Origin of the sequence: Rossellomorea orangium, from assembly GCF_019334305.1 — a bacterium.
Classification (GTDB): domain Bacteria; phylum Bacillota; class Bacilli; order Bacillales; family Bacillaceae_B; genus Rossellomorea.
Genome location: NZ_JAHWGH010000004.1, coordinates 14,376 through 39,332 on the forward strand (window position 1 = coordinate 14,376; position 24,957 = coordinate 39,332).

Sequence of the window (24,957 nt, forward strand, 5' to 3'; positions counted from 1 at the left end):
CCTCCTTTTACTATAAATTTATTACGTTGTCTCGATTGATTTCTTGTATACTATCCAAACCCTTTTTAAGATCGGAAATTAATTCATCCACGTTTTCAAGTCCTACTGACAATCGTAATAAACCATCAGTAATCCCTCTCCGCTCTCGTTCCTCTTTGGGCATGGAAGCATGTGACATTCTTGATGGATAGGATAAAATGGACTCTACTGCTCCCAGACTGACGGCAAATACGGGAATATTTATATTTTGTATGAGTTGCTTTACTTCATCTTCCCCTTTTAATCGGAAGGAAAGAACCGCCCCAGGACCCTCAGCTTGTCGAACTTGTATTTCACGACCGGGATGATAGCTCAAGCCAGGGTAGTACACTTCTTCTACTTCCTTTCTGTTTTCCAGGAAGGTAGCAATCTTATATGCGGATTCTGAAGATTCCTTCAATCTTACATGCAGAGTTTTGAGTCCCCTCAAGAGAAGCCAGCAATCTTGTACCCCGAGTACCGCTCCGAACGAATTCTGAAGGAAAGCAAGCTTCGAGGCAATCTCTTCATCACCCGTTACCGCAAGCCCCGCTAAGACATCACTATGCCCGGCAAGAAACTTCGTGGCACTGTGGAGGACAACATCTACACCCAGACTGATCGGTCTTTGAAGCAGTGGAGTCATGAATGTATTATCAAGAAACGTTAAACATCCATTTGCCTTGGCAAGCTTCACGACTCCCTCAATATCCGTGATGTTCAGGAGTGGATTCGATGGTGTCTCCATATAGATCACTTTTGTATTGTGTTTTATTGAACAAGCCACTTCATGCAGGTCCTTCATGTTCACAAAGGAGTATTCAATATCAAACTTAGTGAGGACTTCCGTGATCATCCTGTAGGTCCCACCGTACACTTCTTCTGATACGAGAACATGATCCCCGCTCGACAATAATAAAAAGCTTGTGGAGATTGCCGCCATTCCCGATGAAAAGGCAAAGCCCCTTATCCCTCCTTCGAGCTCAGCTATCGTTTCCTCGACGGTTTCCCTCGTTGGATTTCCCGATCGGCTGTAGTCATAGGTTCCGTACTGATCGAAATCCTGTTGATGAAAAGTTGTTGCATGATGGATTGGCGTAGAGACCGCTCCTGTTTCTTTATCAAATCCGTGAGAATGAATGAGTGACGTCTGAAGTGAAAATGGTTTTTTACTCATACGTAAGCACCTCTTTTTCCAATTGTTGAAAAACATTCTCCAGATCTTCAATCAGGTCATCAATATATTCAATTCCTACAGAGAACCGTAGAAGTCTGTTGCAGATACCTAACCTGTTTCGCTCTTCTTCAGGAATGTCTGCATGTGTTTGAGTGGCGGGATAGGTGATAAAGCTTTCAACCCCCCCTAAACTTTCGGCAAACGTAATAATGTTTAGTTTTTGAAGAAAGGGAGCAACCCATTCTTCCTTTGCTATACGAAAGGACAGCATGCCTCCTTTACCCGGATACAAAACGTCTGTTACATATTCATGCGAATCAAGAAACTGTGTGACTTCTTTAGCATTTTTTTCGTGTTGAGCCATTCTGAGACTAAGTGTTTTCATTCCTCTTAATAAGAGCCAACAATCGAATGGTGATAGAACTGCACCGATAGAATTTTGAACGGTGTAGATTTTTTCCCCCAGTTCCTCTGTCTTTACAATCACAACACCTGCCAAAACGTCATTATGCCCCCCTAAGTATTTTGTCGCACTGTGGATTACAATGTCTGCTCCTTCACTAAGTGGTTTCTGCAGGATCGGTGTATAGAAGGTATTATCAACAATTAATAGCAAACCGTTACGTTTAGCGAGTCGGGAAACCTCAGAAATACTTGCTTCATTCATTAATGGATTGGTCGGTGTTTCGAGAAAAATGGCCTTGGTTCTGTTAGTGATTTGTTTTTCAATGGAGACAGGATCACTTGTATCGACGAAATGAAATTTGATACTGTATTGTCTTTCATACTGTATGAATAAACGATAGCTTCCGCCGTATAAGTCTTTTGAAACAATCAATTCATCCCCACTATTAAATAAGCTAAGAATGGCCTGAATCGCTGCCATACCCGAACTAAAGGCAAATGCCTTATGACCCTCCTCCAAGCGCGCAAGGGTATCCTCTAAAGTAGCACGTGTTGGATTTCCAGTTCTTGTGTAATCATAACCTGTCGATTGTCCAATCCCTTTATGTTCATAGGCAGTCGACAAATGAATGGGCAGGCTCACAGCACCCGTTGCAGGATCTTTCCGATTTCCTGCCTGGACAAGCATTGTATCAATATGATTTTTCAACATTCTTCTCTCCTTTTCTATCTTGAATACGAAAAGGGAAAAAACAAAAAACCTTCTTACTGAAAATAAGAAGGTTTTGTACATTCGTTCTCCCTCTTATCGTCCAAGTTGACATCAACTTGCTGGAATTAGCACCATACCTAAACTCACGGCTGGTTGCTGAGGTGTCTTCGGGCCAGTCCCTCTACCTCTCTTGATAAGAAACTATATGATTTTGTGAAAAATAACTTTCCCATAACTTATAACAAAGAAGCACGAAAGTCAATGATAATTATGAATTATCCGAAAATAATACAAATGTACCTATTCATCCGAAGGCGTTTTCTTCAGACTGAATAACCGAACAACAAATGCGTTTAGGCGTGAATCTCAATGAAAGATCCCTATCTTTGTTTTTATCTCTGTCATAAAGGGAATCGCCTTTTTTCTTGCCTTGACAGCACCTTCTTGTAGAATGGCATCCAATTTTTCAGGGCTGGCCATTAGTGCCTCATACTGTGCTCGCGGTTCTTCAATAAATGAATTCATGACTTCAAAAAGTTCTTTCTTCGCTTGCCCCCAGCCTATTCCTCTTTGATACCTTTTTCTCATTTCTTCTACTTGTTCGGGTGTTGCAAATTCTCTGTATAAAGAAAATATGATGGACGATTCTGGATTTTTAGGTTCTTCAGGAGGAGAAGAATCTGTTTTAATTTTGTTGATTAATTTTTGAAGCTTTTTTGGCTCTTCGAATAAGGGAATCGTATTGTTATAACTTTTACTCATTTTTCTTCCATCCAGTCCTGGCAGTACAGCCGTTTCTTCCTCTATAATGTAATCGGGAAGTACAAAGGTTTCTCCATATTGCTTGTTAAAATTTTCTGCAAGGTCCCTTGCGATTTCAACATGCTGAATTTGATCCTTTCCTACAGGGACGATCTCCGTTTGGAATAACAGGATATCTGCCGCCATTAGTATGGGATAAGTGAATACACCCATATTGACCCCGGCATCCGCTTCCCTGCCCATCTTATGATTTTCTTCAGCAATTGATTTATATGCATGTGCTCGATTCAATAATCCTTTAGGTGCAAAGCATGCTAGAATCCAGCTTAATTCAAAAATCTCAGGTATATCAGACTGACGATAAAAGATTGCCCGGTCTGGATCGAGTCCTAATGCTAACCAAGCTGCCGCAACTCCATAAGTCAGTTCTTTCATTTCAGCCTGATTATGAATTTTCGTAAGACCATGGTAATCCGCTACAAAATAGGCTGTGTTGTAAAAATCATTTTCTGCTAATTTCAAAGCAGGTTTTATTGCACCGATATAATTACCTAAATGAATCCTTCCTGTAGGTTTAATTCCGGTCAGAACTTGTTTTTTCAACCCTATTCCCCTCACTTTTCATTCTAAAATAACACAAAAAGGGCTTCCCATCCCTATAAAAAGGACGGGAAACCCGTGGTGCCACCTTCATTCGCCTACTGTTCCAGTAAACGCACTCGCATGTACAGAAGTTGCCTTCGATACATCGTCTCTTTTATCGGTGAGACTATCCGCCGTAGCCTACTTTATTTCAGCCTGGATGCTCAAAAGCCCATTCAACGAATTCAACATACTGATTCTCACCAACCATCAGCTCTCTAATATGTTTCAAACGCCTACTCTTCTTTCTCATCGCATTAAACTATTTTCCATTATTTTAATTGATCGGTAAATAATGGTCAAGAGATTGAGAAAGAATTTAGAATTCTTTCGATGAAAGAGGAAGGAAAAGTTTAATACCTCTCTTATTAAAAGGAAGGTATTTCATATCCGCTATCAGATGACTGATATATCCGATTACACAGGCTTCAAAGACTCCCTCGATCATCAAGGAAGATTCGAGGAAGTGTGCAATCACGCCAAAATATACTACACCAAGAATGGAGTGAGTATAACTCCGGTGTGAAACCCATGAGGCAATGATAATATAGATACCCAATAACCATAACCACGTCTCATTCAACTGCCAACCACATGCCGTGACCCCAATGCCGGTGATCATGAGCATCCTCCTCTGGGTAATGAAACCTGTGAGTACAATCATTCCTGCCCCATATCCGACCCCTAACCACCGTTCGCTTCCTGCACCTTCCAGATAGCTATAGACCATCATTAGAAATCCGATGATTTGCGCAACTGCTCGGATCATTTTAGGTGATAGGGTAACCTTGTTACTCAGCTTTCCGTCAATATCCATATCGGGCATCAGTCCAGATACCCCGCCTATTGCTACGAGTGCTACAGTAATCCCTGGGCTTGTTCCAAACGAGTTGGCCACAATATATCCTGATGCTGCTCCAATGGTCATATGTGCTGTACCGTTCAATTGTGTCCTCCTGCTATGCTTTCTTATGTATATATTAGATTTCTATAATAGTCTTTATTAATCTATATGACTATGGGAAAGATGCCTTACTTTTTATAAATGTGCAGAGATTCGGTTGATAATTTCCAGAAGATATGACCTTTTATGAGGGACAAAATGACTATAACCCGCCTTATAACGTTTATATTCTCTTTCTCCATCGTTCTTCAGCACGAATCCCTCTAATTCTATTTCTGTTGTTTCACCTTGAATAAGTGATTTGAAATCGACAAGGGCGGTCCGAAATATACCTGCCACTTCTAAAGGATCCGGCTGGAATTCCTCATAGGATATTGGCACAGAATAGAGGAATACATGGGATAGCTCCCTGTCTACCAGTCCCTCCTGAAAAAGCTCTCCCTTCACCATTCCCATGGGTTGTAAATGTTCAAACGGCACCATGAGCCCAAGCTCTTCATGGACTTCTCTCACACCGTCTTCAATCTTCTCATGAGATAAAATATGACCTGCAGCTGTTATATCCAGAAGACCTGGAAAATCCTTTTTTTCACGACTTCTTAATTGAAAATAGATAAAGGAATCCAGCTTGATGACATCATAATAGGCAAGCCAGCAGTGAAAGGTTTCATGCCAATACCCCTTCTTATGTACCTCTGATCGGCTAGCAACACCAAGCCTCTCACCATTTTCATTCAATATGGCCAGTCGTTCGCTCTCCATAGGACCCCTCCTGTTCCCCTTCAATTTATTTAACTTTCTCTAAGTAGGTTTTGATCTCCATCAAATCCTCCACCACTATGTCAGCTTCAAGCAACTCTTGTTCTTCTGAAAACCCAAAGGCACAGCCGATTGAAAGAAAATGATTCTCCTCGGCACCCTTAAAATCCTGTATTCTATCTCCAATCACCACTCCGTGTGTGAGATCATGATCCTCTTTTACTCTTCTTATTGCGTCACCTTTGTTGTTCGTTTCCATATCCTGCATGCTGTAAATGGACGAAACCCACCGATCCAGCGAATAATGTTCCACGATTGTTTGTATGTATTGAGTGGAACTGTTACTTATTACAATGATTAGGGATCCCATGTCTGCCAAATAAGTTAATAGTTCCTCTGCATGGGTAAATAAGTCTCCCTTTCCATTTAGAGCATTTTGTTGAAGTTTTGCTTGAAACCGTTCATTCACTTTGTTCTGCATCACTTTGTCGTCAGGTAGCAGGTGTGCACACATAGACGCGAAGGATCCAGCCATGAGTTCCCTGTATGAAAAGACGGGTACTTCACCCGTCCATATCCCTTCATCTCTAAGGGATAGGAAAGCATCATGAAGCGCATCTTCAAGTATAAGATGTGTTTGAAACAACGTTCCATCCAAGTCAAATATCATTGCAGCTTTCATCTATATTCTCCTTTATTGTCTTAAGCACAATCATCTTTGGTGTTAAGTCTGACCCGGTCACTGAAATAGAACCAGCTCTTATCATATCAAATATACGTCCATTTGAGAGTCCCCGATGTTTATTTCCGTGACAGATCAAGTCATCGGTCAATCATTCACCAGGAATAGCACAAAAAAAAGACACTCGAGACCCCTCTCTTGTGTCCTTTGCTTTCAATGGTTTTCCATGTACTTCAGGATGCGTTGGGCAGGTAATAAAGGACCGTCAACATCATGCCGATCACAGAGAAGATGACAATCGTGACTGCCAGCGACCTGTGATACTTGGAAACATGCTTCTTCTTCGACACGTTAAAAAACGTAAATGCCATTAACGAAAGAACAAACAAAGCTATAAACAAGAGCTCGCTCATGGACAATCCCTTTCTTCAGTAAGGTGTGTTTATCTTTACTATATGAGAACACTTTACCATATTTTCTTATTCAACAAAAATTTTATTAGCTTGACTGCATTAAAAATAATAATAGAGCCACTGTGGTGTTTTCTGTAAAGCCTTTTCCCATGATGGTAACTCATCAAAGGCTTTCCTTGTCAATTTCTCACTATCCTTTATATCCTTATTGATAAGGGATTCCAACTTCACCGCAACTCCTTCATCTCTAATGATACAATTGCTTTCGTCGTTTAAATGAAAGCTGCGGGGATCCCAATTGGCTGTCCCGACGTCGGCCCATTTGTGGTCGATCACCATGACCTTCCCATGGAAAAAACCTTTCTGGTACAAATATAGATTCACTCCAACCTTTAAGAGGTTTTTTTCTATTCGATAGCTCGGAGGCTTAGTGAACCAGGCATCAGTATCGTCCGGGACGAGAATATTGACCACAACACCTCTTTTTGCGGCTTTTTCTAACGCTTCAACCAGCTTTTTATTCGGAATGAAGTAGGGAGTTGTAATCGTTACGCTCTCATTTGCACCGTCGATCCATTCAATGGTTCTCTCAATCAGCGGAGTACCTGTTGAAAAAATGAAATGAACATTTCCCTCCCGGTTATCAGTCGCAGGAAAATCAGATTGATCACTCTTCACAATGCCCCCCCCATCCTCCATCCAATCCCTTTTGAACTGTTGATACACCTCTTTCACAGAATAACCTTTCAACCGGAGATGGTAATCCCTCCAATATCCAAGCTTGGGATCTTCGCCTAGATATTCAACGCCCATATTGAACCCTCCTATATAAGCAATATCTTCGTCTATGGAAATGAGCCTGCGATGATTACGATGATGAAGGGAATAAAACAAATTCTTAAAGGAAAGGGGCCGGCTTCTCAGGACTTTGACACCCCCGTTTTTCAATTGCTTGATTGTATCATTTTTTATATCCGAACCCAAATAGTCGACCGATAAACGAACATCCACTCCACTATTAGCCTTATCAATCAATGCATCGAAGAAATCATCGGAAACCCGGTCATCCCGAATGATAAAGAAGTGGATCCAAATATGGTGATTTGCGCTTTCAATATCTTTAAAAAGACTATTATAGAAACTGTTCCCTGTATTGAAAATATCTATAGATGCGTTCCCAGAAAGGGTTTCTGTCATCGGATGGTTTTTCGTGTAGTTTTTGACACCATGTCTTACGTCCCAATGCATGATAAGGAATAATGTCACGAGGGTTCCACCAATGACCACGAGACCTTGCAACCATTTATTAATCATGGACCTTCCCCTTTCCTACTTTCTGTTAGCTTTTGTTTACGGGAAAGGACTATGCATACCTTATGAAAGTTTGTGAATCACGCAGAAAAAAATGAAGCGCCGACTTCGTGTCGACGCTTCACCTGATTACCTTATTGATTTTCAACAAATGATAAAAATATCGGACCAGGGCAAAGAGTATGCCTCCAATTCCCGCTCCAAGTGTATTCATGATCCAGTCATCGATATCCGTCGCTCTTCCCAAAGGAAGGTAAAATTGTGCAAGTTCAATACCAAATGAAAATATTCCTCCTAAAAAAGTGACCATTATGATCAGTTGTTTAGAGTGTCTCATCCACCAGGCGAGGAAAAATGAAAAGGGAATAAACAATAAAATATTGGCCAGGAGATTCCTGATTGGCACATCAAGATGGTTACGATAGATTAAGTTCAATTTCAGATTGGAGAAGGGATCAAAATTCACAGATCCTTCAGACACACTGCCACCGGTAAGCGGAGTTAGAGTGATCAAACAGATGCCTCCTATAGAAATACACGTAAATAAAACCGGCAGCAGATTCATCCATCGCCCTTTTCCCTTTCTTTTCTTCCAGAAGGAGATCGCAAAGAAAAGGGTAATCGTCACAATGAACATGATTGGAAGAACCCATCCGAATGCGCTCCATAATTCTTTCATAGTCCTTTAGCCTTCTTTCCTCTATAATGCAAACTTCTCAGCAACAATTTTCACTTTAAATTTCTTTTCCAACTTTATGAACATTGCTCACCCATTTACGTTTCCCCTCCATGCGAATCGTCAAGCCTTCTTTATCCAGCTTTTCTAAAAACGGAATCATGTACTTTCTGGATACACCCAACACTTCCTTCGCTTCTCCAATATGAAATGTATCATTGGTATGGTGCTTCAATCTCGTAATGGCTTCGCTATAGACTTTGGATGAATATGCTTTGCGGTCATCCAAAGGTACTATTTTCTTTTCCTGTACAAAATAATGATAAAAGTCTGAACGCCAATTTTCCGGTATCCCTGCTTGTTCGAAATACTCTTCCATATCTCTCACTTTATTTCCATCAGTCTCCAGTAACGAGAGAAGATTTCCGCATCTTTTCTCCCATTCATGGGGAATTTGAGGTGAGAACCCCTCTATATATACACGTCCACTTTCTTGAATGTACGTTCCTTGCTCCAATACATAATCAATTAATGATCCTGGGTATTCTTTCAAGGATTGTTTTAATTCTCCTGAATTGATTCCCCTGTACAACGGGAAATCTTTGTGATACTTCGAAACAACCTGATCAATCATTTTCCTGCATTCTTCTGTGATTTTACAATGGGTAACCGTGGAATCAGAAAGCTCGATCCATTCATGTCCTTGGAGTAGTTTTTCCATTCTCTCTTCTGGCAGAGAAGTTTCTCTCAATAGAAATCCCCTATTTGCAGATTTATATCGATCAAGGACTTTCAAAATCCGGTCCTTTGGAGTACCCTCTGTTTCTGCTTGAAGGAGTTCAATCGTACCTTCTCCATACCGATATTTCCCGCCGTTCGGTTGAATGATCCATCCTCCTCCAATGGTTTCAACCGGGGATGGCCTTCTCACAATAAACCTGTCTCCTCTCTTAGCCATGATTGGTTCGCTAAGTTGGATTTGACAGAGTATATTGCCTGTACCGCTTTTCGCACTATTCCGATCAAAGAATACGAGCCTCCCGAGGACTTCAGAAGTCCCAGTATGAACCATGACCGGCATTCTCTGCTTGATATCATATTTGACATTCGTTAAAACATCAAGGCAAACATCAATGGTATCAGACACATAAAGATGGGGTGAGGAAACCAGTACATTACCCCGTTTAAGTTTTTTATAGTCCACTCCGGATAGATTGACAGCAACACGTTGACCAGCATATCCCGCTCCCTTTTTATCACTGTGGACTTGAATTTGTTTCGCCTTCGTATGTATTCCCTGTGGGAGGATCATCAAATCCTGACCCGTTTCCAAACAGCCTTCATAAACGGTGCCTCTTACCACTGTTCCTTGTCCCTTTATGGTAAAGACCTGATCGACAGGCAATCGTAATTCACCTGACATACTCCTCGAAGGCAGACAGTTCAAGGAATGGATGATGGCTTCTTTCAGTTCATTCACTCCTTCTCCCGAAAGGCTATCAACTAATAAAAACGGAGATCCTTCAAAAACAGTACCTTTCAATTCCTCCATCATTTCTTCAAGTGCCAGATCCACCATTTCCCTTTCTACTTTTGAAATTTTCGTCAATACGACAATGGTCTGCTTAATATCTAAAAGGGACAGGATATCAAGATGCTCCCGGGTTTGAGGCATCACTCCTTCATCCGCAGCAACAACCAGTACAACCAGGTCGATCCCTGCCACACCTGCAATCATTTGTCTGATGAAGCGCTCATGGCCAGGAACGTCAACGACAGAGATTTCAATATGATCATCATTATACAGTGGAGCATATCCAGGCTCTATAGATATATTACGCTCCTTTTCTTCCTTGAGACGATCGGTATCAACAGATGTAAGGGCTTTTGTAAGAGTGGTTTTTCCATGATCAATATGTCCAGCCATTCCGATCGTGTAGTATCTCTTTTCCATCCCCGCACCACTTTCCTATTCCTTCTTTTTAAACCTGAATATCAGGATGCCTGCCATGACGGCAAAGCAAACAGCAAATAGCGTCCCCTTCCACACTTCACCATCCCAAAAAGATTTAACGACCCAAATGGAAATGAAAAGTGTTATCAAAATATCAAAAATGAGAATACCTCTGGAATATCGAATGTGTTTTCACCTGCTGTCCTTGTATTTAATACTGTAGTTCCTTCACTTTATCATATTCCATCTTCACTGCTCCACCCTGACGGAATCTTGCCATGCAATACTCACCTGCGTAACGCCCATTCTGAACGATAGAGCCATGTTTGAACCCCTCATTCTCAAACCCTAATCTTTCATACAGAGCTTTTGCTTTAGCGTTGCTGTCGATGACTGTCAATTCGATCCTTTCGATCATCAGCCAATTATCTGCCAGATCAATTGCATTCTGAATAAGACCGGTTCCGATTCCTTTTCCATGGTACTCTTCATCTATAAAAACAAATAGACTTCCCGTATGTGAACGCCTTCCGATTCCCTGGTTCAACCCGCATAGTCCCACTACCTTGCCATCCACTTCTGCCACGAAGTCATGCTGACTTGGAGAGGGACTCTTTAATCTTTCCTCAAACTTACCCGTCCTTAAACTTGGTAAAGCGATAATATTAGGTAAAACCGTCTTTTGGCGCATGATTTCCACTATTCTTTCAGCATCCTTCACTTCTATCGGCCGAATTTTCATTTTCTCCATTCCCCCTACCCTTTTCATTATTATAAGCGCTAACATCCTGATATTGGAATGGGAAACTACAAAAAAGGGAGAATCACCCGCCTTTCTGTGGTTCTCCCTTAAGGACAATTATTATGATCCTTCTTTTATTAATGTTTTCATATCCTGGACGATTTCATCATAAGGAACATCGCTATTACCGCTATAGGTTTTCACAACGGTTCCTTCCTGGTTCACCAGATAGAAGCTTGTACCATGAATCATTTGGTCCGAATTTGGGTCGTCGGCTACAATTGATCGGAAGGAATGCTCCGCGAGATTTTTCACTTCTTCGAATTCATAACCTGTCAAAAGTTCCCATTTACTTGTGTCTGCTTCAAAGTTTGATATGTACTCTTTTAATGCATCTGGTGTATCCTTTTCCGGATCCACGCTGAATGATACTACCCTATAATCTTCTACACCCTCGTCTTTGAGCTTCTTCTGTAACTTGGTTAAATTGAACGTCATTGGAGGGCAAACTGTTTCGCAGCTGGTGAAGATGAAATCTGCAATCCAGACCTGGCCTTTTAAATCTTGTAAACTGACTGGTTGATTATTCTGATTCGTATAGGAAAAATCCTTCACTTCATAATCTGTTTCTGCTTGAAAGTCACTATTGCTGCAACCTGCAAGGAGAATCCCGATGATTGTCATCACCACAATGAATGTTTTGGTTTTTGACATCTATATCTCCTCCGACTTTTATCTTTCTCTTCCATTCTATGTTAGTAAAAAGAGGATGAAAAAACAATTCCTACAGGTAAGATTCATTGTCTATTTTGTGAAACCTTTTCTATTCTGGTGATTCGGCTATCAAGTGCATCCTTGGGGAATACCTTGCATTCAGCTTCCCTTTTCTTCAAATCCCTAAGGTAATGCTCGACGGGCTTTCTCCCAATGATTCTTTATTCCCGCTCCTGCATCTTCTTTTTTGAAAATAAATAATGCAAGGTGAGCCCATGAATGACCATAATCGTAAGGAACGCAAGAAAATAATAGAATACTCCTATCAACCCGTCCGAGAGGTCCTCTGTTATGAGCCACCAAACAGATGCAAATAGAAGGAAAAGAAATTGGAGTGCGACCCCTTCTAAAAATGGTTTCTTATAGGTGTTAAAGTCCAATAATCTCTTCCAGCTCCAACCGATTGCAACGACAGCAGATACTAATAATAACAATATATAAATGCTTATTTTCATAGTGATTGCTCCCCTTTCTATCGACCTACCTACATGTTATGCAAACTCATTGGAAAATGAAAGAGAAAAAGGAAAATAACAGTATACTTTCCTTCTTCTCTTTCATCATTATCTCGTTTCTTTAATATATCGATAAGCATTGAAATGTTTAATATCCACTTTCACCTTTACTTGTTTTAATGACTCTTCAGTAAGGTAAAACCTGTCCGCACTATTATCCAACTCGTTAAACTTTCCGGGATGGGTACGATACCACCGTTCACCGACATCAAGAAGATCCATTTTTTTCTCGATTCCTTTTTCATAAACATTTGTTATTTTTTTTTCTAACGATTTTTGAAGTTTAGCCTGTAATTCTTTAAAGGGCATATCCTCTATCTTTTCTAATAATTCAGCTTCCACGCTTACTTCCAATGAAAATTTCGGGAAGTTCGCGTGATCTTTATTGTATTTCACTTTAGGTTCATCTGCTGTTAATTTAAATGTTGACAGGACCTCACCCTCTTCATACAAGGCATAATCGAGGGAGTTTTTTTTATTCTGGAGCCAATCCACAGTCATGGAGTCATTTGCCGAAATATCTCCTTTTAACGTTCCATCTTGAAAAACGCTATATCCATCCAGATAAAGAGATGGTACTTTCTCACCTGCACGCCATGAATCACTGTCGATTTTGATATTAGGTATTAATGCAGTCCCCATCGGTTCGTAATATTCCCTTAAAAAATGCATTAAGCTCGTTGAATCGATGTCATTTTGGATCCCTTCTGATTTTTCTTCGGTCAGGAGAACCGTGTAAACAGGCGGATAGTCAAATAATCCCTTGGCACTAAAAATATCTTCAATATCCGTTTCCGTAATAAACAATTCAAGGCTTGGCCGCAGGGAGCGGTTCCTGCCAACATCCTCTAAGACTTCTTTGAATTTATACTTCAATAGGTTCTTGGACAGGACAAGCGTTTTGGTGTGACCAAAGAACAAGGGGGGTCTCGATACTTTATATAAGTTACTGACTGCCATGTTTAGTGTTTTCCCTTTTGCAGAACCTACAAAAGTTGGTATCGGATCTGTGGATCTGCTTCCTTCCTGCTTCGCCACATTTGCAAAATTCAATCCCTGAAGAAAAGCTGTATATTCATCTTTCGTTTCATCATAGTCCAAACCAATTGAGACAATATAGGTCAAGTCCTGGATGTTTTTTGATCCTGTACAACCTGTTAATAGAAGCATCGAAAGAATGATCATGAATTTAGTTATCTTGTTGTTCATTTGGATCATTACCTTCCCTCGTTTTATCTTCTGGATTTGTTGAAGAGGTTCGCCGCTTGTAGAATTGGACCGGCAACCTGAGGAAGGAGCGTATGACTTCGTTCCATCCAATAGGAGCTACCGACCCTAAATATGGAGCTCCAAAAGATGAAAGTGTGGACAAATACAAGACCGTCAAGATGAAAATCATGACCACACCGAATAAGCCAAAGAATGTACTCACCAATAATACAATGAACCTCAGAATCGTCGTTCCATATTTCAAGGATTGATTGACAAGAGTAAATGACGATATATACGTAATGGCACCAATGACCAGCATGGTGGGGGAGGTCATCCCCGCCCGAATAGCAGCATCTCCAACAATCAGGCCGCCTAACACCGAAACAGTCTGCCCGATCGCCCTCGGAAGGCGCACTCCGGCTTCATTGAAAAACTCGAACAAAAACAGGACGATGAACATTTCAACCGGAGCCGATAGAGGAAGGCCGAACCTTGACATCGAGATGGTTGCCACAAGGAGATATGGGATTTGTTCAATGTTGTAGGCAGAGAATGCCACCCATAAACCAGGTAAGAATGCAGAAATTAATATTCCTACCATCCTTATGATTCTTTCCAAAGTCACATAGACGTAATTGATGCTTGAGTCTTCCGGTGACTTTATTTGCAACAGTAAATTGACCGGCGCTAATGAGATCGTCGGGAATCCGTCTACAATGAGGGCAAACCTTCCCTGATTTAACGAGTCTACGATAAAATCCGGTCTGCCCGTGTAATCAAAACTGGTGAATATCGAATAAGGATTGTCGTCAATAAGGGATTCAAGGTGTTGATTCCCTGTCAGGACGTCTATGTCTATCTTTCCCAGCCTCTTATATAATTCGTCAAGCACTCTTTTATCGATGACATCATCAAGATACATAACGGCGATTTCAGTGTGTGACCTCGTACCTACTTTGAACTTTTCCACACAAAGGGATGGTGTGAACAACCTCCTTCTTATTAAAGAAATATTAGTATTCAAGTCTTCAACGAATCCGTCTTTGGGTCCCCGTATGGATGTTTCCAATGACGATTCTTCAGGCAGCCTTTTGGGTAAATTTCCTGCATGGATGGATAATATCCTTTCCTCAACAAAGAAAAGGACAAATCCGGAAAAAAGCTTGGAAGAAATATCATCAATAGATTGATCCGTGACATCTCCCGCTTGAAACAAGTGCACGATTTTTTCTGCATACGATTCATAGGCAAACCCATCAAGCTTTGGAAAAATGAATTGGTCTAAATAATGCCGATCCACCAGGCTGTCAAAATAAACGATGCTGATTTCCTTGTCTTTAAAGAAATGCGGTTGGATCAGTAAATCCTGACTATGTGAAAATAATCCCCTCACTTTTTCCAAGGTGTTTCCCTTGTTGTTCGTGTCATTAGAAGCTTTCTTCATAGAGAACATCCTTTACTTAGTCGCTCTGTTAGCCATTGAAAATACCATTTGTTTTCCTTACTTCATAAATCTAAGAATGATGGCTGTAACGATGATCTGAAACATGAAAACGAGAACCGTAAGTGGAAAAAAGATATTATATAAAAACATATAAAAGTCATATGTATCAATTTTGAATAATATCATTCCCAAAAAAACACTAAAAATCGGTATCAATACCTTTAATGAAATTCGATGTTGACCTTTCTTCTTAATAAGGAGTGCCCCCAAAAGGAACATAAACAAACTAATTCTGATCAGTGCACCACATAGCCACTGATAGAGAGCAAAGAAATCCAAGTGAGTGATGAACTCTCCTATAGAGAGAATCCTCCACTGCTCATAGGCAGGGTATCTCAAGTTTGAAGATTCTACCGGACCGAATTCCATAATGGATGCAGTGAGGGGACCAAACATCAGCCCCATAAAGATTAAGCCGAGCACCACTAAATGATGAAGCTTTATTTTACCTTCACTATATGGTTGTATCAAAACAACCAAGTATAGTTCGAAAAGGCCGCTCAATACATAAATCATCCCTTTAATGACTGGTTCATATCCATTACTGAAGATCGGAAACAATAAGCTTGGATCTTTAAGGTTGGTATTTGTTATCGCTATAAAGAATCCAAAGATCATTACCAGTGGTAATAATATCCCACTTGCGATCGCCATATGTTTAATCCCGGCCCAGGTGATCAAAAAGCAAATGATTAAAACGCCACCCCAGACTATGAATGAGGGAACATCTGCCAGAAAATAGGAACTTAACCATAGTATTAAATCAATAAAGGTGATGTATGCACTTGAAAATAAAAATAAGCCGATTGGAAAAGAAAACAATAGTACGGCCCACCTTGGCCATTTCTGTTGAAGCAAATGAAAGAAGCCTTCATTTGGAGAATGCTTCACGATGTAAAATATCAAAAATGTCATCAGTAAGAGGATAGGATACGCTGCAAGAATGCTGACCCATCCATCCCGGCCGGCTGCCTGGAGGATACTGGGGATCAACATGACATGATTTAATAAGCCTGTTGAAAGAATCAACAGCATCAGTAACTGTCTAGGAATCAGGATTTTTCGGATACTCTTCATGTGAACTCTCCACTTGTTTAGTCGTTTTACCTCTATTTATGTCCCAGATATCTAAATTAAAACCCCTTGCCTTGTATCTCATGAGCTACACTCATATAAAAAAGGTCAAGGATGTTGATCCTTGACCTTTTATTAAGTATGAAAGTTTCAAGCTAAGAATTGGAATTCCGTCCTGCTTCCACTTTGGGAAGATATTACCTCTAGTCGGGCATCAATTCTCTCTTTCAGCTCTGGAACATGTGAAATTAACCCAACTAATCGGCCGCTGCTTTGTATATCCATTAATGCTTCGATCGCATGATCAAGCGATTCCGGATCGAGGGTCCCGAATCCTTCATCTATAAACATCGTTTCTAGGGAGACTCCACCGGCATATTGCTGTACCACATCTGCCAGACCAAGTGCCAAAGCCAATGATGCCTTGAAGCTTTCCCCTCCGGATAGCGTCTTGACATGCCTTTCCTGACCTGTATATTGATCAAAAACCAGGAGCTCTAAACCACTCTGTACATTTCCTTTACTTCGATCAGTCTTACGGATCAATTGATATCGACCTGACGTCATTTTAAGCAGTCTCTCATTTGCGACCCGAAGGATGTCTTCCAGGAACGACGCCAAAACATATCGTTCAAACGTGATTCGGTTTGCATTCTGCCCCCGCGCTACTTCTGCCAGGTGTCCGACTGTTTGATATTTTGATTCTAAATGCTTGATCCCTTTGTTAATGGACGTCACCCTAGTGAGAATGAGTTCATTCTCCTTTTTATTCGTCATGATCTTATTAAGCTCATCATTTACGATCCTTAATTCCTGAGTAATCTTGACTATTTTATCATCGATTTCCTTCACATCCGGCCTCTCTTTATCTTTTAATAGCAAGCTGATATCCGTTAAACGGTCAGAAACCGACCGCAGATCTTCTCCGAATGCTTTCACTCTGTCTTGCAGTTCTAAGATCTCCTTCTCAGATCTTTTCGCTTCAAGGAAGGCTTTATAATGTGAGAACCCTTGTTCTGTGAGAAGTGCCAGAAAAGATTCCCTTTCGGATTTCATTTCGGCATTCACTCTATCAATATGATCTTCTTTGTCCCTTACTTGAGATTCCTTTACACTGTTCAGATTCGTCAACTCATAATATTGTTTTTGAGCGTGTTCAAATTTCGCCTTTAAATCTTTCAGTCTATGTTTCTCTTTCTGTAACAATTGAAGAAATTGAGGCTTTGTTCTTAGCTCATTGGGAATGGATTCCTTTACTTTTTCTAGCGTCGTATTTTTTTTATGGAACAAGGTATTGAGTTCTTGAAGAACTTCTTGGTTCTTCCCTCTGGCGCTTTCAAGTTCTTCGAGTTTCCCCCTTCCCTTTCTCACTTCCTCCCGCATGATCTTCATTTGCTCCACTTCTTTTTCCTTTTCCGCAATATCAGTCTTTAAGGATTTTATTTCTACCGTCATCTCAATAAGGGTATCCTCAACTTCTAACGGATTAAAGTCCCGTATCTTTTCCCTGATTTTATTAACGGTATGATCTATCTGCTCCTGAATACTTTGAATCTTTGTTTCCTCTTGTGCAATGGCCAGACTCAATGTTTTCTCTTCACGTTCCAACTCCTGTTGCTTTCCTTCAGCCATCTTCAAATCTTCATCGGAAGGAAGGGAATCTCCCCCTGCGGCAGGTTTTGGATGGTGCTGTGATCCACAGACAGGGCAGGGAATGTCATCTGATAAGCCTCTCGCAAGTGAAGCAGCTTGAGCTGATTTCCACTTTTCTTCTAGAAATCCCAGAGTCTCAGAAGCATCGTGAAGACGGTTCTGAAGCTGACTATATTGTTTTTTTAACGTTGCATCCTGTTTTTTGACATGATGCAGGTTTTGTTCCATCTTTTGGATCTCCTTGACCTTCTCGAGCATAGATAGTTTCTCCTGCAGGTTTTTTTCAAGTTGAAATAAACCTTCCTGTCCCATTTCTCCTTCATTAAGTCGTATTTCCCGTTCCTTGATTCCTTGTTGTAAAAACTCAATCTGATCGTTCTGTTTAGCGACAATCTCTTTTTGTCTTTCGTACCTTTCTTCCAAATCGCGGGTTTCCCTCATTAAAGTGTCCAAAGAGTCTATATCTTTTTCCATACCTTCGAGCTGAGTGACTTTCCTGGCAGTTTGATCCCTTAATGTCTCATTTTTCATTTCTTCTTCCAATGTCAATTTGGCTGCCTTCCGCTTTTCCGCGATTTCTTGCTTTCCCCTGGATAGTTCAGCTAATTGACTCTTCAGTTCATTAAGATTCCGATTAAGTTTATGGCAATACTCATCTTGTTGGACGAGACGGGCTGCCCTCTCCGCCAATAGAATCTCCTGACTTAGCGATTCTATTTCAGGCTTTACTTTTAAAAGGGACTCTTTCTGATTCTTTAGTTTCTCTTGAAGATCGAATTGTTCAATCAAGCCTTTTGCTTCTACTAGATCCTTCTGAAGAACATCTCTCTTCTCCTGAACGGATTCGTACTGTTGCTGAAGTTCCTGTCCCTTATTTTCCATTATTTCTATCTGAGGGGCCAGAAGTTGAAGAATTCGATGATCATTCAACGGATTCTCTAATAATAGTGATTGAAGTTCTTCATTCTCTTCAAAATGGATTCTCAGTAATTCCCTGGTTCGTTCTTCTACAGACGTTTCGACTGCTTTTTTTAAATCATCTGCTTCTGACTTCAATTTTTCCTGGATGACCTTGTAAAGTTCTGTATGGAACAGGCGTTGAAGAATCAGTTCTTTGTCTTTGCTGTCCGATGTGAGAAGCTTCCGAAATTCTCCTTGTGGGATCATAAGAATTTGCCTGAATTGGTTGGCGTCCAGCTGAATCAATCCTCTAATCTTCTCATCTACTTCTCTCACATTAGCTGCAAGAAGATGCTCCTTACCGTCTTCATCATTCACATACAGTTCTGACCTGGCATTGATGGTAGTGTATCCCTCACCCCTTGCCTTCTTTTTGTCTTGTTGTGGGGATCGCCAAATACGATACGTCTTTCCTCGTAAACTGAAGAGAAGTTCTACTTCTGTTATATCATCGTCATGAGCAAATTGACTTCTTAGTTCGGTAGGGTTGCGGTCTTCCCCACTTGCTTTTCCATAAATCGCATAGGAAATCCCATCGAAGATCGTTGTTTTCCCAGAACCTGTCTTTCCTGAAATGACGAACATGGTGCGATTACCCAGCTCGCGAAAATCAATAATCTCCCTATCTGCATACGGTCCAAATGCTTGCAATACCAATTGAAGTGGCTTCATGCCTGATCGACCTCCCTTCTGGCTTTCTCAAACACTGTTTCTAAGACTTCTTCCTTTTCATCACTGAATTCACTAGTTGTCATGTCCCTGTAAAATTCTTTAAATAAGTCCATTTCCGACCGCGTTTTATCTTCTAAAACTGCTTGAAACGTATTTTTCTTTTTGGCATCTGTCAGATCCCGTTTCCGTTCCAAATGAAGGACGTTAGGGTAAACTTGACGCAGTTGATTAATCGGATCGATTAACGTCCCCTCATCATGAAGCGTAATTTTCAGATAATCATCCACTTTCTGGGACTGATAGAAAGATGGTGCCAGAAGTTCTTCCATATGACCATGCAGTTCCCTCATATCCAGTTTGGGTTGAAGCACCTTCTCCCTCAGCTGGAAGCTTCCGTTCTTCTCCATATCAACTATGGTGACTGATTTCCTCTGTGAAGCTTCTGAAAACGAATATTTCAACAGGGAACCTGAATACCTAATCGTTTCATGTTTAATGGCATCCGGACTATGAAGATGTCCGAGGGCAGTGTAATGAAACGGACGAAACACCTCGGCGCCCACACATCCTGATCCACCGACAGAAAGCGTACGTTCCGAATCCGTCGTCTTCCCTCCGAGTACAAAGGCATGACCAACAAAAACATGTGGTTCATCCGGATTCATATGTTCCTCGATTCTCTTGACGATGGCTTCCATCGCCCCATGGTGACTATTGACCGAATCATCTTCAAGAACTTGTCTGACCGTACCCGGTTCGGCATACGGAACACAGTGGAAGTTCACCCCTTTAATATTGATGGGGGTAAAATCCTTCGTAATCTTTCCTTTTAAATAAAAATGACTATGTTTATACCATGAAGATCCAAACGATAGTCTTTCAGCACTATCATGATTACCTGACACAGCTACTATCGGTGTGTCCAGTTCTACATTTATGCGATACAACACCTCATCTAACAGTTCCACTGCTTCTGTAGGTGGAACAGATCGATCATAGAGATCACCTGCAATGACGACTGCATCGGGTTCTTCTTCATTCACAAGCTTGATAAATTCCTCCAATATGTATCGTTGTTCTTCTGTCATGTAAATGCCATGCACCAATTTACCCAGGTGCCAGTCAGCGGTATGAATGAATTTCACTGTTTGATCTCCTCTCCGGACAATAATGTTTCTAATAGAATTATAGCAAACTCCCAAGGTCACCGTGTATGGAAAAACCCTGGGAGAACATTCGTTCCAGCCGTTACTTATTTCTCTATAAAGCACCGCAAAAAAGAGACCGTACAAAACGGTCCCCCCTTCCATTATTCTTTGAGCTGCTGAGGTAGTGTTTGAATTGATGTGATGACGGCATCAAGCTTTGTCTCGATTCGATAAAGAAGATACATCGTGACCACTATCGGAAAACCTACTTCAGATACAAAGGAAATAATCGATTCCATCCTCTCCCCCCTTTCATCCTCTATATAGGTAATTTGAAAAGAAAAGGGTACAAAACCAACAAAAAAAACGAATCCATGACAAATTGGATTCGCTTTTCTTAAGTAGTAGTAGCAGATTGTATGTGAATAAACTTTGTCGGCTTTGATTACTAGCCGTTTATATCGCTGATTAAGCTTGAGCTTACCAGGCCTGCTTCATCAAGGATATCTTTGATTTGATTTTCAGCCTCATTTAATTTCTCATCAGCTGCTGTCAGATCAGTTTCTCCTTCTGTAGCGAGTGCTTCAGCTTTCATGTTATACGATTCTACAAGGGTGGATTTGAATGATTCCACAGCTTCCTTTTGATCACCTAAGCTTTCAGGGATCTCCATACCTTCCACTGCTTCAGCAGATGCTTTCGCTGATGCTGCGGCAGAATCTTTCAATGTAGTCAATTCGTCTCCAGTTGGAGGCTCTTCTCCTGCCATTGCTTCCTCATAGCCATTTAAATCAATATCAACACCGTTAACGGTTGTTGTTAAATTTAAGTAGAAATCCATTAAGTCACCAGCTACATCCTGGTTTTCTTCCGAACTTGCTGCTTCGTCCTTTTTTTCTTTGTCAGAACCTGAATCGGAACATCCAGCCAGTGCCAATGATAAACCCAGACCTAAAAACCATACTTTTTTCATACTTGTTTCCCCTCTCTGTCTATATCAATATGTTCAAGTATTGATAGTAAGCAACACCTATAAGGAAATCGCTTACTTTATCTTTAATAAGCCGGCAAAAAGTATCTTATCATGGGAATATTCCATAGGTAAAGAAATATTTGCAGATTTCACCAAAGTTTAAATCTTATAAATATTTCAAATTAACAGCATACATCCTATCCAGTATTTCATGTTCGAAATAGGTCATTCGTATGGGGTATTTGTAAAACAATTGAACAACCTTTCCTTCCATGGTATAACTAAACTATACTTACATAGTGGGGCTGATTGTTGAGCTGGTGCTTGCCTGAGTCTTCAAAACTTTTGAGAGGCGCGTGCCGTCTCTGCTGGGTTCGATTCCCAGGCAGTCCCGCCATAGATGAGCATTCTTAATAAAAGGCCCCCTTATATAGTCATAAGGGGGCCTATTTCAATGATTCTGCAATACCTCTCGTCTCTTTCTTTCTGAAGCCTGTACTCCATCAAATAAGATGTGGAAAGTTGTCCCTTCACCCTGTTCACTCTGTACCCTTATATCCGCTCCGTGATCCCGCAGAATCCTTAAGCATATTGTAAGACCCAGGCCGGTCCCTTTGGTTTTAGTCGTAAAGAAAGGCTCACCGAGTTTATCAATCGTTTCCTTTTTCATTCCCACCCCTTCATCTTTAAAAGTCAATTGGACTTTATTATGTGCATTCACAGCGGCCTGAATGGTGATCGTGCCTCCATGCGGCATGGCTTCTATGGCATTCTTAATCAAATTGATAAAGACCTGCTTTAATTGATTCTCATCCCCGCGGATATACATCTCTCTTTCACGGAAATTTGTTTGAATTTCAATATTATATAAAATGGCATTCGTATTCAGTAATTTCGATACATGCTCGAGTGTCTCGATAATATTAATCCGCTTGTAGGTGACAGATTGTGGCTTTGCTAATATCAATAGTTCGCTCAGCACTAGTTCGATTCGTTTGATTTCAGAAAAGACAATCCCCAAATATTCATTTGTTTTCTCATCCGCGCTATCTCTTAATAACTGCAGAAATCCATTAATCGAAGTCAGAGGGTTTCGAACTTCATGGGCGATTCCGGCAGCTAGTTGCCCTGCAACTGAAAGTTTTTGAGATTCGATAGCCAGTGTTTCATTCATTTCAATCAATTCTTCCTCGTTATGTACTCTTTCCGTAATGTCTGAAATCGTGCCCACTATCCCCGAGAGCTCACCATCCACATTATAGGTAAGCTTGATATTGACTTCACCCCATCGAAACTCACCATCCCTTTTATGATATGAGAAATCCATCTTGGTCTTATCCCTTTTCAAACTGATGCTTTGTCTTACCAGTCGGAGGATTTCGTGGCGCTCGGTGAGGGAGATGAAATGAAGGGCATTCTTGTGCAGGCTTTCTTTGACAGTGTATCCCGTGAATTCTTCCCATGAGTGATTGAGGAATTGAAACTCCCCTTTGGCATTCGTGTGAAATACCACTTCATCAACGCTTTGGAGGACATGCTGCATTTCTTCATTGAGAATCCTTGCTTTCTCTTCACTTTCTTTTAAGGAGGCCAATGTCTTATGGCTGACGTCATAATGTTTACCCATATAGTAGCTGATGAAGAGAATCAATATGGTAAAAACCATATCCACTTTCAAATCCACGGGGTAATGAAGAACAAAATAATAAATAAAATCCCACGTGATGACTAATAAAAGTCCAGTGAGTATCGATATGATCCTACCCCTATATATCATCTTACGAGCCTCCTGTCTGTACGAACATAAGAATCTATCGAAATAGATAGAATTTTCACGATATTTGTTATTTATTAGTATATCATTTCTAATTAAGAACAGTATAGACTTCTTTTATAAAATCCATGATAATCTTGTCACGGGCAATCTAGTTGTCTATAATTGAATACGATACGCTGTATATTGAGGTGAAAACATGCTGGAAGGTTGGTTTTTATATTTCATCCTATTTTGGGTCGTTTTTTTAGTGGCTTCTTTCGCTATAGGCGGGTTTTTTATGTTTAGGAAATTCTTAAAGAGGTTTCCGAAAGAAGATGGAAAGTCTGATTTGGATTGGGAAGAACATTATGTAAATGAAACCATTCATTTATGGGGCGACGATGAAAAGAAGATGCTTAATGAGCTTGTCACCCCGGTCCCCGAATTATTCAGGGATGTCGCGAAGCAAAAAATCGCAGGGAAGATCGGTGAACTGGCATTAAACGAGCGGGCCGTGGCCATTACCCAAGAGCTCGTCATTAAAGGATACATTTTAGCGACCCCGAAACGAGATCATAAGTTTTTAAGGAAAAAACTCGATGAGATGCACATAGAAGTTACACCTTACGAACATTTATTCTAACAAACAGGCAGGGAACAACATGGGACCGATACTTGTCATTCCAATTGTATTATATTTAATCTTTATTGTCGGTGCGGCTTTTCTCTATGTAAGGTCGAAGAAATCAAAAAGAGGTAAACGTTAATCGTTTACCTCTTTAATATGTGTTCAATCAATGGGATCTTCTGCTTTGCCGAATCGAACCACGTCAAGGATCGCTTGGCCATCGCTCGGTTTACCTTCCCCGTTTCTAAAAGGGAATAGTGAAAAGAATATAAAGTAAACAGAAAAATAGACAAATTGATAGAAAAAGATATGAACCGGTATGACCCCTTCATAAATCAGGAAGTTAATCAATAAAATGGCGAGTAAATTGAATAAACTACCTGCCAAATAAATTAGCACATGCACCCATACTTTGTTGTACTTTAATTCTCTATATTGGCACCACCCTTCCATAAAGTACATCCTTTTGACTTCCAATGGTCCAATTTTCATTAAATGTTTTCCCGTCCCAATGGCGAACTTGATCTTTGCTCCGAATAATCGTGCGACGAGAATATGGCCAGCTTCATGTACGATCGTTACCAATGGCAATGTAAAAAAAAATGCCAGAAAAAATGTCCATATGTCTGCTAACGTAAACAACCTTAACCCCACCAATGTCTCTTGATTTTATCATCTACCCTTACTATTGCCCGTTATGATTTAGCAGTAAGCTTATTTTTCACCATTGTAATGAAATCGTAATCTCTCGGTTTTTTAAAATGAATGGCTGTTTTCGCAAAGATTGTTGCTATTCGCATACTAACTAAGATTTACGATACTCTGTCATTTAAGTTGTGGTGCAGGAGGGTGAAGGGAACTGCTCCGCTTTCCACGGACGTTCGGCCGAGCCTCCTCAGCAAAAACCGCTTCCGGGGTCTCGACACGCCCG

The 24,957-nt window shown here is 40.7% G+C and carries 23 protein-coding genes, 1 tRNA gene, 1 riboswitch and 1 other annotated feature; of the genes, 2 read left to right on the forward strand and 22 right to left on the reverse strand.

Going from position 1 to position 24,957, the window contains the following annotated elements; translation table 11 throughout:
* Positions 1-10: 10 nt before the first annotated feature.
* The 20 genes from metC to KYJ26_RS01840 form a co-directional block, all read right to left on the reverse strand.
* The gene (gene metC / locus KYJ26_RS01745; protein WP_219165640.1) at positions 11-1,195 is read right to left on the reverse strand and encodes a cystathionine beta-lyase; all 1,185 of its coding nucleotides are present in this window, start codon (positions 1,193-1,195) and stop codon (positions 11-13) included.
* Positions 1,188-2,312, reverse strand: coding sequence for a methionine biosynthesis PLP-dependent protein (locus KYJ26_RS01750; RefSeq protein ID WP_219165641.1), 1,125 nt, complete (start codon positions 2,310-2,312; stop codon positions 1,188-1,190). The genes metC and KYJ26_RS01750 overlap by 8 nt, the downstream gene beginning before the upstream one ends.
* Before the next feature lie 90 nt (positions 2,313-2,402).
* A riboswitch (SAM riboswitch) is annotated at positions 2,403-2,512 on the reverse strand.
* A gap of 166 nt (positions 2,513-2,678) precedes the next feature.
* Entirely contained in the window at positions 2,679-3,677 is a 999-nt protein-coding gene (locus tag KYJ26_RS01755) for a tryptophan--tRNA ligase (RefSeq protein WP_219165642.1), read from the reverse strand.
* Positions 3,678-3,734: 57 nt separating this feature from the next.
* Positions 3,735-3,978 (reverse strand) — a binding site (T-box leader).
* 57 nt (positions 3,979-4,035) lie between these two features.
* Positions 4,036-4,662 carry a metal-dependent hydrolase gene (locus KYJ26_RS01760; RefSeq protein ID WP_219165643.1) on the reverse strand — a complete coding sequence of 209 codons (627 nt, stop codon included), beginning with the start codon at positions 4,660-4,662 and terminating at the stop codon, positions 4,036-4,038.
* Between the two features lie 93 nt (positions 4,663-4,755).
* Positions 4,756-5,382 (reverse strand): NUDIX hydrolase, encoded by a 627-nt coding sequence (locus tag KYJ26_RS01765; RefSeq protein WP_219165644.1) that lies wholly within the window; start codon positions 5,380-5,382, stop codon positions 4,756-4,758.
* Between the two features lie 25 nt (positions 5,383-5,407).
* A complete protein-coding gene (locus tag KYJ26_RS01770; RefSeq protein ID WP_219165645.1) occupies positions 5,408-6,061 on the reverse strand; it encodes an HAD hydrolase-like protein in 654 nt (217 codons plus the stop codon).
* Between the two features lie 233 nt (positions 6,062-6,294).
* Positions 6,295-6,474, reverse strand: a complete 180-nt coding sequence (locus KYJ26_RS01775) for a hypothetical protein (RefSeq protein ID WP_219165646.1) — start codon at positions 6,472-6,474, stop codon at positions 6,295-6,297.
* A 99-nt stretch (positions 6,475-6,573) separates the two neighbouring features.
* The gene (locus tag KYJ26_RS01780) at positions 6,574-7,788 is read right to left on the reverse strand and encodes a phospholipase D-like domain-containing protein (protein ID WP_219165647.1); all 1,215 of its coding nucleotides are present in this window, start codon (positions 7,786-7,788) and stop codon (positions 6,574-6,576) included.
* 118 nt (positions 7,789-7,906) lie between these two features.
* A complete protein-coding gene (locus KYJ26_RS01785) occupies positions 7,907-8,464 on the reverse strand; it encodes a VanZ family protein (RefSeq protein WP_219165648.1) in 558 nt (185 codons plus the stop codon).
* A 55-nt stretch (positions 8,465-8,519) separates the two neighbouring features.
* A complete protein-coding gene (gene selB, locus KYJ26_RS01790; RefSeq protein WP_219165649.1) occupies positions 8,520-10,415 on the reverse strand; it encodes a selenocysteine-specific translation elongation factor in 1,896 nt (631 codons plus the stop codon).
* Positions 10,416-10,626: 211 nt separating this feature from the next.
* Positions 10,627-11,157, reverse strand: coding sequence for a GNAT family N-acetyltransferase (locus KYJ26_RS01795; RefSeq protein WP_257474842.1), 531 nt, complete (start codon positions 11,155-11,157; stop codon positions 10,627-10,629).
* Positions 11,158-11,277: 120 nt separating this feature from the next.
* Entirely contained in the window at positions 11,278-11,871 is a 594-nt protein-coding gene (locus KYJ26_RS01800) for an SCO family protein (protein WP_219165651.1), read from the reverse strand.
* A gap of 221 nt (positions 11,872-12,092) precedes the next feature.
* Complete coding sequence (locus KYJ26_RS01805; protein ID WP_219165652.1) at positions 12,093-12,386, reverse strand: hypothetical protein; 294 nt, start codon at positions 12,384-12,386, stop codon at positions 12,093-12,095.
* Positions 12,387-12,494: 108 nt separating this feature from the next.
* On the reverse strand, positions 12,495-13,664 hold the full coding sequence (locus KYJ26_RS01810; RefSeq protein ID WP_257474844.1) for a Ger(x)C family spore germination protein: 1,170 nt from the start codon (positions 13,662-13,664) through the stop codon (positions 12,495-12,497).
* Positions 13,636-15,102, reverse strand: a complete 1,467-nt coding sequence (locus tag KYJ26_RS01815) for a spore germination protein (RefSeq protein WP_257474845.1) — start codon at positions 15,100-15,102, stop codon at positions 13,636-13,638. The genes KYJ26_RS01810 and KYJ26_RS01815 overlap by 29 nt, the downstream gene beginning before the upstream one ends.
* Before the next feature lie 57 nt (positions 15,103-15,159).
* Entirely contained in the window at positions 15,160-16,239 is a 1,080-nt protein-coding gene (locus KYJ26_RS01820; protein ID WP_219165654.1) for an endospore germination permease, read from the reverse strand.
* 147 nt (positions 16,240-16,386) lie between these two features.
* A complete protein-coding gene (locus KYJ26_RS01825; protein WP_219165655.1) occupies positions 16,387-19,521 on the reverse strand; it encodes an AAA family ATPase in 3,135 nt (1,044 codons plus the stop codon).
* Positions 19,518-20,666 (reverse strand): exonuclease SbcCD subunit D, encoded by a 1,149-nt coding sequence (locus KYJ26_RS01830; RefSeq protein WP_219165656.1) that lies wholly within the window; start codon positions 20,664-20,666, stop codon positions 19,518-19,520. The genes KYJ26_RS01825 and KYJ26_RS01830 overlap by 4 nt, the downstream gene beginning before the upstream one ends.
* A 164-nt stretch (positions 20,667-20,830) precedes the next feature.
* A complete protein-coding gene (locus KYJ26_RS01835) occupies positions 20,831-20,968 on the reverse strand; it encodes a YvrJ family protein (RefSeq protein WP_201713932.1) in 138 nt (45 codons plus the stop codon).
* 149 nt (positions 20,969-21,117) lie between these two features.
* Positions 21,118-21,642, reverse strand: coding sequence for a hypothetical protein (locus KYJ26_RS01840; RefSeq protein ID WP_219165657.1), 525 nt, complete (start codon positions 21,640-21,642; stop codon positions 21,118-21,120).
* Positions 21,643-21,943: 301 nt separating this feature from the next.
* Between KYJ26_RS01840 and KYJ26_RS01845 the strand changes: the two genes are divergently transcribed.
* Positions 21,944-22,039, forward strand: a tRNA-Sec gene (locus KYJ26_RS01845).
* Positions 22,040-22,093: 54 nt separating this feature from the next.
* Here KYJ26_RS01845 and KYJ26_RS01850 read toward each other — a convergent pair.
* Entirely contained in the window at positions 22,094-23,419 is a 1,326-nt protein-coding gene (locus KYJ26_RS01850; protein ID WP_219165658.1) for an ATP-binding protein, read from the reverse strand.
* 196 nt (positions 23,420-23,615) lie between these two features.
* Between KYJ26_RS01850 and KYJ26_RS01855 the strand changes: the two genes are divergently transcribed.
* On the forward strand, positions 23,616-24,041 hold the full coding sequence (locus tag KYJ26_RS01855; RefSeq protein ID WP_219165659.1) for a DUF2621 domain-containing protein: 426 nt from the start codon (positions 23,616-23,618) through the stop codon (positions 24,039-24,041).
* A gap of 147 nt (positions 24,042-24,188) precedes the next feature.
* Here KYJ26_RS01855 and KYJ26_RS01860 read toward each other — a convergent pair whose 3' ends face one another.
* A complete protein-coding gene (locus KYJ26_RS01860) occupies positions 24,189-24,668 on the reverse strand; it encodes a site-2 protease family protein (RefSeq protein WP_219165660.1) in 480 nt (159 codons plus the stop codon).
* Positions 24,669-24,957: the final 289 nt, after the last annotated feature.